General features: G+C 63.9%; 11 protein-coding genes. 4 read left to right on the plus strand and 7 right to left on the minus strand.

Annotated elements, in window-relative coordinates:
• Window positions 1-91 precede the first annotated feature (91 nt).
• Entirely contained in the window at window positions 92-1,051 is a 960-nt protein-coding gene (locus C163_RS16390) for a glutathione S-transferase family protein (protein WP_025339768.1), read from the plus strand.
• A 118-nt stretch (window positions 1,052-1,169) separates the two neighbouring features.
• Here the strand turns inward: C163_RS16390 and cysG are convergent, their stop codons facing one another.
• From cysG to C163_RS27205, 7 genes are all read right to left on the minus strand, one after another.
• Window positions 1,170-2,561 (minus strand): siroheme synthase CysG, encoded by a 1,392-nt coding sequence (gene cysG / locus C163_RS16395; RefSeq protein ID WP_025339769.1) that lies wholly within the window; start codon window positions 2,559-2,561, stop codon window positions 1,170-1,172.
• Window positions 2,562-3,842, minus strand: a complete 1,281-nt coding sequence (serS, locus tag C163_RS16400) for a serine--tRNA ligase (RefSeq protein ID WP_025339770.1) — start codon at window positions 3,840-3,842, stop codon at window positions 2,562-2,564. It lies immediately after the preceding gene.
• Between the two features lie 30 nt (window positions 3,843-3,872).
• Window positions 3,873-4,247: a fluoride efflux transporter CrcB gene (gene crcB / locus C163_RS16405; protein WP_025339771.1), complete on the minus strand. Its 375-nt coding sequence runs from the start codon at window positions 4,245-4,247 to the stop codon at window positions 3,873-3,875.
• Window positions 4,244-5,569, minus strand: a complete 1,326-nt coding sequence (locus tag C163_RS16410) for a replication-associated recombination protein A (RefSeq protein ID WP_013973284.1) — start codon at window positions 5,567-5,569, stop codon at window positions 4,244-4,246. Before C163_RS16410 ends, crcB begins: the two co-directional genes overlap by 4 nt.
• Window positions 5,570-5,581: 12 nt before the next feature.
• The gene (gene lolA, locus C163_RS16415) at window positions 5,582-6,217 is read right to left on the minus strand and encodes an outer membrane lipoprotein chaperone LolA (protein ID WP_003258873.1); all 636 of its coding nucleotides are present in this window, start codon (window positions 6,215-6,217) and stop codon (window positions 5,582-5,584) included.
• A 62-nt stretch (window positions 6,218-6,279) separates the two neighbouring features.
• Entirely contained in the window at window positions 6,280-8,829 is a 2,550-nt protein-coding gene (locus tag C163_RS16420) for a DNA translocase FtsK 4TM domain-containing protein (RefSeq protein WP_371257947.1), read from the minus strand.
• 78 nt (window positions 8,830-8,907) lie between these two features.
• Window positions 8,908-9,180, minus strand: coding sequence for a hypothetical protein (locus tag C163_RS27205; protein ID WP_155951633.1), 273 nt, complete (start codon window positions 9,178-9,180; stop codon window positions 8,908-8,910).
• Between the two features lie 35 nt (window positions 9,181-9,215).
• On the opposite strand from C163_RS27205, the gene aat reads away from it, so the two are divergent.
• The 3 genes from aat to infA all read left to right on the plus strand — a co-directional run bounded on the left by aat (window position 9,216) and on the right by infA (window position 10,981).
• Complete coding sequence (aat, locus tag C163_RS16425; RefSeq protein ID WP_025339773.1) at window positions 9,216-9,896, plus strand: leucyl/phenylalanyl-tRNA--protein transferase; 681 nt, start codon at window positions 9,216-9,218, stop codon at window positions 9,894-9,896.
• 56 nt (window positions 9,897-9,952) lie between these two features.
• The gene (locus C163_RS16430) at window positions 9,953-10,660 is read left to right on the plus strand and encodes an arginyltransferase (protein ID WP_013973288.1); all 708 of its coding nucleotides are present in this window, start codon (window positions 9,953-9,955) and stop codon (window positions 10,658-10,660) included.
• Window positions 10,661-10,762: 102 nt separating this feature from the next.
• Complete coding sequence (gene infA, locus C163_RS16435; protein ID WP_002553999.1) at window positions 10,763-10,981, plus strand: translation initiation factor IF-1; 219 nt, start codon at window positions 10,763-10,765, stop codon at window positions 10,979-10,981.
• The last annotated feature ends 144 nt before the right edge of the window (window positions 10,982-11,125 follow it).

Here is an 11,125-nt window from a genome sequence, read left to right on the forward strand (position 1 = left end):
TAGTAAGAGTGCAGTCTTTGCGCTAGTTATTCGAACGTTTTCCCCTAGACTGGGCTCCAACGACAAACAACTTTGTTCCGAGGAGCTCACCATGGGCCTTTTGATCGACGGCCGCTGGCATGACCAGTGGTATGAAAACGGCAAGGACGGCACGTTCAAACGCGAAAACGCCCAACGCCGCAACCAGCTGCCCGCTCCCGAAGCTGGCCGTTACCACCTGTACGTCTCGCTGGCCTGCCCATGGGCACACCGCACCCTGATCTTCCGTGCCCTCAAGGGCCTGGAGCCGTTGATCGATGTGTCGGTGGTCAGCTGGCTGATGCAGGACCATGGCTGGACTTTCGACCAGCAGCAAGGTTCCAGCGGCGACCACCTCGACGCGCTGCAGTACCTGCACCAGCGCTACACCCAGGATGACCCGCACTACACTGGCCGCGTGACTGTACCGGTGCTGTGGGACAAGAAAGAGAAACGCATCGTCAACAACGAGTCGTCGGAGATCATTCGCATCTTCAACAGCGCGTTCAACGAACTGACCGGCAATACACTGGACCTGTACCCAGAGCCGCTGCGCCCGACCATCGAGGCGCTGAACGAGCGCATCTACCCGGCAGTGAACAACGGCGTGTATCGCGCAGGCTTTGCCACTACGCAGGAAGCCTATGAGGCCGCGTTTGACGAAGTGTTCAACGAACTGGACTACCTGGAAGACTTGCTCAGCCGCAACCGCTACCTGGCCGGGGAATACCTGACCGAGGCCGATGTGCGCCTGTTCACCACCCTGGTGCGCTTCGATGCGGTGTACCACGGGCACTTCAAGTGCAACCTGCGCCGCCTGAGCGATTATCACAACCTGTCGAACTGGCTGCGTGAACTGTACCAGTGGCCGGGGGTGGCGGGCACAGTGGACATGGAGCATATCCAGAAGCACTACTACATGAGCCACAAGACCATCAACCCGAACGGGATCGTGCCCAAAGGGCCGCTGCAGGACTTCAACCTGGCGCATGATCGGGAGCGGTTGGCAGGCAAGGGGATCTGGCAGGCTTGAGATTGTCGGGGCTGCTTTGCAGCCCATTCGCAGCACAAGGCTGCTCCTACAGGAAACAGCGATCTCCTGTAGGAGCAGCCTTGTGCTGCGAATGGGCCGCAAAGCGGCCCCAACGGTTTCAGCTGTTCTGCGAGCCTTCGAACCAGGCCAGCTTGTCACGCAACTGCACCACTTCCCCGACAATCACCAGGGTCGGCGCATGCACTTCATGCTGGGCCACCAGGTCCGGCAAGTCCGCCAAGGTGCCGGTGAACACCCGCTGATTACGCGTAGTCCCCTGCTGCACCAGCGCCGCCGGGGTACTGGCCGCGCGGCCATGGCGAATCAGCTCGGCGCAGATGGTCGGCAAGCCCACCAAGCCCATGTAGAACACCAGGGTCTGTGCCGGCGCCACCAGGTCATGCCAAGGCAGGTTGCTGGTGCCATCCTTCAGGTGCCCGGTCACGAAACGTACCGACTGGGCATAGTCGCGGTGAGTCAGCGGAATTCCACCATAGGCGGAACACCCACTGGCCGCGGTAATGCCCGGCACCACCTGGAACGGGATGCCATGCTCGGCCAGTTCTTCGATCTCTTCGCCGCCCCGGCCGAAGATGAACGGGTCGCCGCCCTTCAGGCGCAGCACACGCTTGCCCTGCCGGGCCAGGTCGACCAGCAGGCGGTTGATCTGGTCCTGAGGCACGGCATGGTCGGCGCGACGCTTGCCCACGTAGATACGCTCGGCATCGCGGCGGCACATCTCGATGATCGCCGGTGCCACCAGGCGGTCGTACAGCACCACGTCGGCCTGCTGCATCAGGCGCAAGGCACGGAAGGTCAACAAGTCCGGATCGCCCGGGCCCGCACCCACCAGGTACACCTCACCGCCCTGCTGCACCGGCGCACCGTCGACCATCGCCTGCAACAGGCGCTCGGCCTCGGCGCCCTGCCCGGCCAGCTGGCGCTCGGCAATCTGCCCCTGAAACACGGTTTCCCAGAAGCCACGGCGCTGGTTGACGTCCGGGTACAAGGCCTTGACCTTGTCGCGGAAGCGCGCGGCCAAGCCGGCCAGCTCGCCATAGGCGGACGGGATCCAGGCCTCCAGCTTGGCGCGAATCAAACGCGCCAGTACCGGGGCATCACCGCCACTGGACACCGCAACCACCAACGGCGAACGGTCGACGATCGCCGGGAAGATCACCGTGCACAGGGCCGGCGCATCCACCACGTTGACCGGCAGGCTGAGGGCCTGCGCATCCGCCGACACCTGGGCATTGAGCCCTGGGTCGTCGGTGGCGGCGATCACCAGCCGGCAACCGACCAGGTCGGCTGCCTGATAGCCGCGCACCAGCACCTCGCCGCCACCTTCCCGGGCCAGCGCGGCCAACTGGCCGTCGACATCCGGTGCCACCACGCGCAGCGCGGCGCCAGCATCGGCCAGCAGGCGCGCCTTGCGCAAGGCGATCTCACCGCCGCCAACGACCAGCACGCGGCCGCCCTGCAGCTTGTGGAACAGCGGCAGGTAATCCATTTAGCGGATAACCTCGACGCCACCCATGTAAGGCTTCAGCACTTCCGGCACACGGATCGAACCGTCGGCCTGCTGGTAGTTTTCCAGCACGGCAACCAGGGTACGGCCTACGGCCAGGCCGGAGCCGTTGAGGGTGTGCACCAGCTCTGGCTTGCCGGTTTCCGGGTTGCGCCAGCGGGCCTGCATGCGGCGCGCCTGGAAGTCACCGCAGTTGGAGCACGAGCTGATTTCGCGGTACTTGTCCTGGCTTGGTACCCACACTTCCAGGTCGTAGGTCTTCACTGCGCCAAAACCCATGTCGCCGGTGCACAGGGCCAGCACGCGGTACGGCAGCTCCAGCAGCTGCAGCACGCGCTCGGCGTTGGCAGTCAGGCCTTCCAGGGCTTCCATAGACTTGGACGGCTCGACCACCTGCACCATCTCGACCTTGTCGAACTGGTGCTGGCGGATCATGCCGCGGGTGTCACGGCCGGAAGCACCGGCTTCGCTGCGGAAGCAAGGGGTGTGGGCAACCAGCTTCAGTGGCAGCTGCTTGGCGTCGAGGATTTCACCGGCCACCAGGTTGGTCAGCGACACTTCGGCAGTCGGGATCAGATAGAAGTCGGCCTCGCCTTCGCGGCTGATCTTGAACAGGTCTTCCTCGAACTTCGGCAGCTGGCCAGTGCCCTGCAGGGCCGGGGCCTGGACCAGGTACGGGGTGTAGTGCTCCTCGTAGCCGTGCTCGCCGGTGTGCAGGTTGATCATGAACTGCGCCAGGGCGCGGTGCAGGCGGGCGATCGGACCACGCAGCACAGCAAAGCGCGCGCCAGACAGCTTGGCGGCGGCTTCGAAATCCAGGCCACCGCTGACTTCGCCAAGGGCGACGTGGTCCTTGATTTCGAAGTCGAAGGCCTTCGGCGTGCCCCAACGACGCACTTCGACGTTGTCGTCTTCGCTGGCACCGACCGGTACGCTGGCGTCCGGCAGGTTGGGGATGGTCAGCAGGATGCCGTCCAGTTCAGCCTGGATGCCGTCCAGTTCGGTCTTGCCGGCAGCCAGTTCGTTGGCCATGCGCTCGACATCGGCCATCAGCGGCGCAATGTCTTCGCCCTTGGCCTTGGCCTGGCCGATGGACTTGGAGCGGGCGTTACGCTCGGCCTGCAGCTGCTCGGTGCGGGTCTGCACCGCCTTGCGGCGCTCTTCCAGTGATTCGATGCGCGCGACATCCAGGCTGAAGCCACGGGAGGCCAGGCGATCCGCCACTTCCTGAAGTTGGCCGCGTAACAGTTTGGAATCGAGCATATCGTTCTCTCGTTATGTGTAGGTGTTGGTTCAGAATCGGGTCAGGGACAGGCCGGCCCAGGTAGCGAGCAGCCCGCCCACCACGCTGATACCGGTATAGCCCAGAGCCAGCGGCACTTGCCCGCTTTCCAGCAGGCGTACGGTATCCAGCGAAAAGGAGGAAAAAGTCGTCAGGCCACCGAGGAAGCCGACGATCAGCCCGGCGCGCAGCTCGACCGGCACGATCGGCTTGTGCAAGAACAGACCATAAAGCAGGCCGATCAGCAGGCAGCCAACCAGGTTGACCGCCAGCGTACCGAGATAGAAGTGCCGTGGCCAGTGGGCAGCCACCCAGTTGGTGGTAGCAAAGCGCAACAAGGTACCGGCAATACCGCCAGCGCTGACGGCGGCAATCAGTGCAATCACGGTTTTCTCCGCTGGCGGGGGCTGTTGCGGTCAAGGTCGGCCAAGTGGCGCAGCTTCTCGCCAATCTTCAGTTCCAGGCCACGGGGCACCGGCTGGTAGTACTGGCGAGGCTCGAGCTCCTCGGGGAAGTAGTCTTCGCCGGCGGCATAGGCGTCGGGTTCATCGTGGGCATAGCGGTACTCGTCGCCGTAGCCCAGTTGCTTCATCAGCTTGGTCGGGGCGTTGCGCAGGTGCAGCGGCACTTCCAGCGAACCATGCTCGGCAGCCTCGCGCAGGGCGGTCTTGAAGCCCATGTACACCGCGTTGCTCTTCGGCGCACAGGCAAGGTAGGTGATGGCCTGGGCCACCGCCAGTTCGCCCTCGGGACTGCCCAGGCGCTCTTGCACATCCCAGGCCGCCAGGCACAGGCTGAGCGCGCGCGGGTCGGCGTTGCCGATGTCCTCGCTGGCCATGCGCACCACGCGGCGGGCGATGTACAGCGGGTCGCAGCCGCCGTCGAGCATGCGCGCGAACCAGTACAGGGCGCCATCGGGGTTGGAGCCGCGCACCGACTTGTGCAGCGCGGAAATCTGGTCGTAGAACGCCTCGCCACCCTTGTCGAAGCGGCGGCGGCTGTCGCCGAGCAGGCTCTGCAGCATCTCGACGTCGATCTCGCTGCCGTCTTCAGCCAGGTCCGAGGCGTTTTCCAGGAAGTTGAGCATGCGCCGGCCATCGCCATCGGCGGCGGCCATCAGCATCTTGAAGGCGTCGTCACCAACCCGCAGGTTGCGCTTGCCCAGGCCGCGCTCTTCAGTCAGCGCGCGGTTGACCAGCTTGCGCAGTGCCGCCTCGTCCAGGCTCTTGAGCACATACACCCGCGCCCGCGACAGCAATGCGTTGTTCAGCTCGAACGACGGGTTTTCGGTGGTGGCGCCAATGAACAGCAGGGTGCCGTCTTCCACATAGGGCAGGAAGGCATCCTGCTGCGACTTGTTGAAGCGGTGCACTTCGTCGACGAACAGGATGGTACGGCGGCCGTACTGGCCAGCCTGCTGCTTGGCCACTTCGACCGCCTGGCGAATCTCCTTCACCCCGGCCAGTACCGCCGACACCGTTTCGAAGTGCGCGTCGCAGAACTGCGCCAGCAGCCGCGCGAGGGTGGTCTTGCCCACCCCTGGCGGCCCCCAGAAGATCATCGAGTGCAGCGCACCCTGCTCCAGCGCCTCGCGCAGCGGTTTGCCGCGCGCCAGCAGGTGCTCCTGGCCGACGTACTCGTCCAGGTTGGACGGGCGCAGGCGAGCGGCCAGGGGCTGGGCGACGGGTTCGCTTCGAAACAGGTCCATGGCGAGCTCTGGTTACTCCTTGATGACGTCCGCGCCTTTGGGGATGTCGAACTTGAACTTGCTGTCCGGCACCGCCTGGTTGGCTTTCACGCCATTGAACAGGATGTTGGTGCGCTGGCCGACGCTGTCGATCAGCTGCATGTCGTTGATCAGGCCCTTGCGGAACGACACGCGCAGCGAGTCGAACAGGGTGTCCTTGGTCTTCGGCTTGAGGGTGAAGTCCATCACTTCGCCCTGCTCCTTCGAGCTGATGTCGAAGCTCTGGCTGATCTTCGACACGTCACCGGACAGCAGCAGCGCCGGGGTCTGGTTCAGGCGCTGGTCAAGCTTCTTGATGGTGGCCTGCTCCAGGTCCGGGTCCCACAGGGTGACGTTCTTGCCGTCGGATACCACCACCTGCTCCTGCGGCGCATCGGTGTGCCAGTAGAACAGGCCCGGGCGCTTGACGGTCATCTTGCCGGAGGTTTCCTGCAGGCTGGTGCCGCCGGCGTCCAGGGTCAGCTGGGAAAAGTTGGCCTCGATGGTCTGCGACTTTTCCAGCAATTGGGTCAGGCGTTGTACGTCTTGCTCACCGGCAAAAGCCGATACGGTGGCCGACACAGAAGCCGCGGCCAGGGCAGAAACCAACAGCATGCGAATCGCGCGCATGGGAGTCCTCATCGAGCATTGAAAAGGCCGGGCGCCACCGTTGGCGCCCGGCAAGGTGTTCGTCAGTCGCGCGGGCCGCCCGGGGCTATCACTTCCCGCGAGCCGTTGCTGTTCATGGGGGTGACCACGCCGGCCATTTCCATGGCTTCGATCATGCGGGCGGCGCGGTTGTAGCCGATCTTCAGTTTGCGCTGCACGGCCGAGATGGACGCGCGGCGGCTTTCCAGCACGAACTGCACGGCCTCATCATACAGGGCGTCGCTTTCCGAATCTTCGCCATCGCCACCACCGCCGCCGCCTTCGAAGCCGCTGCCGGCCTCCTCGACGCCGTTGAGGATGTCGTCGTTGTAGTCCGGGGCGCCGCGCAGCTTCCACGCTTCCACCACGCGGTGCACCTCGTCGTCGGAGACGAACGCGCCGTGCACACGAATCGGCAGGCTGGTGCCCGGCGGCATGTACAGCATGTCACCGTGGCCCAGCAGCTGTTCGGCACCACCCTGGTCGATGATGGTCCGCGAGTCGATCTTGCTCGACACCTGGAACGCCATGCGGGTCGGAATGTTGGCCTTGATCAGGCCGGTAATCACGTCCACCGACGGGCGCTGGGTAGCGAGGATCAGGTGGATACCGGCCGCACGTGCCTTCTGGGCAATACGGGCGATCAGCTCTTCGACCTTCTTGCCGACGATCATCATCATGTCGGCGAACTCGTCGACCACCACCACGATGGTCGGCAGGGTTTTCAGCGCAGGCGGCTCGTCGTCCATGCTCTCGCGGCGGTACAGCGGGTCATGGATGATTTCGCCGGCTTCCTGGGCGTCCTTGATCTTGCGGTTGAAGCCGGCCAGGTTACGCACGCCCATGGCCGCCATCAGCTTGTAGCGCCGCTCCATCTCGGCCACGCTCCAGCGCAGGGCGTTGGCGGCGTCCTTCATGTCGGTGACCACCGGGCACAGCAGGTGCGGGATGCCCTCGTAGATCGACAGTTCGAGCATTTTCGGGTCGATCATGATCAGCCGCGCGTCTTCCGGGCTGGACTTGAACAGGATCGACAGGATCATCGCGTTCACACCCACCGACTTACCGGAACCGGTGGTACCGGCCACTAGCAGGTGCGGCATCTTGGCCAGGTCGGTGATCACCGGCTTGCCGCCGATGTCGTGGCCCAGGGCCAGGGTGACCGGCGACTTCTGCTCGTCGTACTGCGGTGTGGCCAGCACTTCGGAGAAACGCACCATCTGCCGGTTCTCGTTGGGGATCTCGATACCCACGGTGGTCTTGCCGGGGATGACCTCGACCACACGCACACTGGTCACTGCCAGCGAACGCGCCAGGTCCTTGGCCAGGTTGGCGATACGGCTGACTTTCACACCGGCGGCCGGCTGGATTTCGTAACGGGTAATCACCGGGCCCGGGTGGATCGAGTCCACCGCCACTTCCACGCCGAATTCCTTGAGTTTGATTTCCAGCAACTGGCCGACACCGGCCAGGGATTCCGGCGAGTACTCGATCTTCTTCTGTTCGGCCGGGTCGAGGATGGAGATCGACGGCAAGGTGCCTTCCACCGCGCTGTCGACGAACAGCGGCGCCTGCTTCTCCTTCATCACCCGCTTGCTCGGCTCCGGCGCCCTGGCGGGTGTCGGCGGCACGATCATCGGGGCCGCGGCAGGTTGTTCGCGGGAGATTACCGGCTCACGTGGTGCCGGCGACTCGCGTGGCACCACAGGCTCGCGCGACAGGGTTGGCTCACGTGGTTCGACCGGCTGGGCAGGTGCTTCTTCACGCTTGAAAATGCGCTCGCGCAGCGCCGGCTTGGCCGGTTCGCGCTTGTCGGCGGCCATTGGCGCGGCCTTGACCACCGGTTCATCCTCGCGCAGCTGCGCCTCCAGGCGCTTGCGTTCGTTGCGTGCTTCCCACCAACGGTTGGCGGCGCCCTGCACCAGCTCGAACAGGTCGAGGGTGATCTTGCCGGTCAGGTCCATCACCTTGAACCACGACAGGTCGGTGAACACGGTCAGGCCGAACAGGAACAGGGCAATGAACATCAGCGTGCTGCCCTGCACGTTCAGCAGGTTGCGCGCCAGGTCGCCCAGGCTCTCGCCCAGCGCACCACCGGCGGAGAACGGCATGCTCGCAGGCGGGTGGAAATGGATATGCGCCAGCGCCGCACCAGACAGCACCAGGAACACCAGGCCGATCAGCCGCCAGGAGAACAGCCAGCCGCTCCAGTCCCAGGGCTGGTGGCGTTCGCGGAAGATCTGCCAGGTCTTTATCGCCAGCAGCAGCGGGAAGATGTAGGCGAAGTACCCCAGCACCATGAACAGGATGTCGGCGAAGTAGGCACCAGCACGCCCGGCGGCGTTCTGCACCTGGTCGACGTTGCTGGTGTGGCTGAAGCCCGGGTCGGACGTATCGTAGGTCAGCAGCGCCATCCACAGGTACAGGCACAGGGCGCCGACAGCGATCAACGCACCTTCCTTGAGGCGATAATGCAGCTGCTGCCGCCACAGGGGGACGGGCAAGGGAGCTGGAGTTGCGGTGGATTTCTTCAAAACGCGTCTATTCCTGCGCGTGCTGCGCGTCCAATAGTGATCGGCCGACGGTGCGGCCAATGAACCACTACTTTTAACATTACTGCCCGCCAGCCGCCATGGCGGCACGCCAGATGGGGGTATGGCCGGGGGCGACTTTCATATAGCTGCAATTTGAGCATGCATTTTCTTTTGTGACAAAGGCTTATGCTGTGTTTTTGCACAGGTGTGACAGCAAATGTAGCGGATGGTGCCTGCTGTCTCATGAATGTGTAGGAAATTGCCTATTTTCATCGCCTGTGCCGGCCTCTTCGCGGGCTTGCCCGCTCCCACAGTTACCCCCGCAGGCTTCAGGGCCTGCACATGGCCTGTGGGAACGGGCGCGCCCGCGAAGAAGCCAAAGAGATTGACCCTGCTTTTCACCCGCGCCATGCTGCCCTCTCCCCTCCCCCACCGCACGATAGACCATGCTCACCTGGCTGACCCGCGACTCGCTGACCTTCCCGCCCCTGGAAAAGGCCCTGCACGACCCCAACGGCCTGCTCGCTGCCGGCGGCGACCTGAGCCCCGAGCGCCTGGTGCAGGCCTATCGCCATGGCTGCTTCCCGTGGTACCAGGACGGCCAGCCGATCCTCTGGTGGTCACCCGACCCGCGCACAGTGCTGCTCCCGCACCAGCTGCACGTATCGCGCTCGCTGGCCAAGCTGATGCGCCAGGGTCGTTACCAAGTCAGCTTCGACACCAACTTCCCGGCGGTGATCGCCGCCTGCGCCGCGCCACGCGACTACGCCGACGGTACCTGGATCACCGACACCATGCGCGCCGCCTACTGCGAGCTGCACCGGCGCGGTATCGCCCATTCGGTGGAGGTGCGCCAGGATGGCGAGCTGGTCGGCGGCCTGTATGGCCTGGCCATGGGCCAGCTGTTCTTCGGCGAATCGATGTTCAGCCGCGCCGACAACGCCTCCAAGGTCGGCTTCGTGACCCTGGTCAACCACCTGCGTCAGGCCGGCTTCGTCCTCATCGACTGCCAGATGCCGACCACCCACCTGCACAGCCTGGGCGCCCACGCCATCAGCCGCGCCGAGTTCGCCGGCTACCTGGCACGCCACCTCGACCAGCCCAACAGCGCCACATGGCTTCCCTAGGCGAGTTCTCATAGCTGGCTTACACTTAAAGCAAAGTCTCACCGAGGGGGTTGATCATGACAGAGTTGGCGCGGTTGAAGTTCTATGCCACTCAGCCCCACTCCTGCAGCTACCTGCCCGACGAACAGGCAACCACGCTGTTCCTCGACCCCAGCCAGCCGATGGATGTGCACGTGTACGCCGATTTGTCGGAAATGGGCTTCCGCCGCAGTGGCGACCACCTGTACCGCCCGCATTGCCAGAACTGCAATGCCTGCGTGCCGGCACGCATCCCGGCGGCGCGCTTCATCCCCAACCGCCAGCAACGGCGCATCCTCAAGCGCAACGCCGACCTGACCGTGACCGCCGCGCGCCCGGCATTCAAGGAAGAGTACTTCGAGCTGTACCGGCGCTATATCGAAACGCGCCACGCCGACGGTGACATGTACCCGCCCAGCCGCGACCAGTTCTCCACCTTCCTGGTGCGCGACCTGCCGTTCTGCTGGTTCTACGAGTTCCGTCTGGAAGGCCGCTTGATGGCGGTAGCGGTGTGCGACCTGCTGCCCAACGGCCTGTCAGCGGTGTACACCTTCTACGAGCCGGACGAAGAACGCCGCAGCCTGGGCCGCTTCGCCATCCTCTGGCAGATCACCGAAGCCCTGCGCCAGGACCTGGAGGCGGTTTACCTGGGTTACTGGATCAAGAACTGCAAGAAAATGAACTACAAGACGCAGTATCGGCCTATCGAACTGTTGATAAATCAGCGCTGGGTCACCCTCAACTGAAAGGCATTGGCTTGACACACAGTTTTCGGGCATAATCCACGCCACTTTTTTGCCCGGTGCGGTTATGCGTCGGGCCAACACTGGATCCGAGGGCTCTACTGCATGTCGAAAGAAGACAGCTTCGAAATGGAAGGTACTGTCGTCGACACCCTGCCCAACACCATGTTCCGCGTGGAGTTGGAAAACGGGCACGTCGTAACCGCGCACATCTCCGGAAAGATGCGCAAGAACTACATCCGTATTCTCACTGGCGACAAGGTCCGCGTCGAACTGACGCCCTACGACCTGAGCAAGGGCCGCATCACCTACCGTGCGCGCTAAGCTCAAGCCATGAAAAAGCCCGGCCATGTGCCGGGCTTTTTTGTGCCTTCAGGATTGTAGGGGCTGCTTTGCAGTCCATTCGCAGCACAAGGCTGCTCCTACAAGGGCAACGCGCATTCCCTGTAGGAGCAGCCTTGTGCTGCG

The organism is Pseudomonas sp. FGI182, from assembly GCF_000511325.1.
Classification (GTDB): Bacteria; Pseudomonadota; Gammaproteobacteria; order Pseudomonadales; family Pseudomonadaceae; genus Aquipseudomonas; species Aquipseudomonas putida_Z.

What these genes read in the sequence shown, in the direction of transcription:
- serS (WP_025339770.1), bottom strand. Translation starts at nt 3,842, where the DNA reads ATGCTCGATTCCAAACTGTTACGCGGCCAACTTCAGGAAGTGGCGGAT.
- aat (WP_025339773.1), top strand. Translation starts at nt 9,216, where the DNA reads ATGCTCACCTGGCTGACCCGCGACTCGCTGACCTTCCCGCCCCTGGAA.
- C163_RS16430 (WP_013973288.1), top strand. Translation starts at nt 9,953, where the DNA reads ATGACAGAGTTGGCGCGGTTGAAGTTCTATGCCACTCAGCCCCACTCC.
- C163_RS16410 (WP_013973284.1), bottom strand. Translation starts at nt 5,569, where the DNA reads ATGGACCTGTTTCGAAGCGAACCCGTCGCCCAGCCCCTGGCCGCTCGC.
- lolA (WP_003258873.1), bottom strand. Translation starts at nt 6,217, where the DNA reads ATGCGCGCGATTCGCATGCTGTTGGTTTCTGCCCTGGCCGCGGCTTCT.
- cysG (WP_025339769.1), bottom strand. Translation starts at nt 2,561, where the DNA reads ATGGATTACCTGCCGCTGTTCCACAAGCTGCAGGGCGGCCGCGTGCTG.
- C163_RS16390 (WP_025339768.1), top strand. Translation starts at nt 92, where the DNA reads ATGGGCCTTTTGATCGACGGCCGCTGGCATGACCAGTGGTATGAAAAC.
- infA (WP_002553999.1), top strand. Translation starts at nt 10,763, where the DNA reads ATGTCGAAAGAAGACAGCTTCGAAATGGAAGGTACTGTCGTCGACACC.
- C163_RS27205 (WP_155951633.1), bottom strand. Translation starts at nt 9,180, where the DNA reads ATGGCGCGGGTGAAAAGCAGGGTCAATCTCTTTGGCTTCTTCGCGGGC.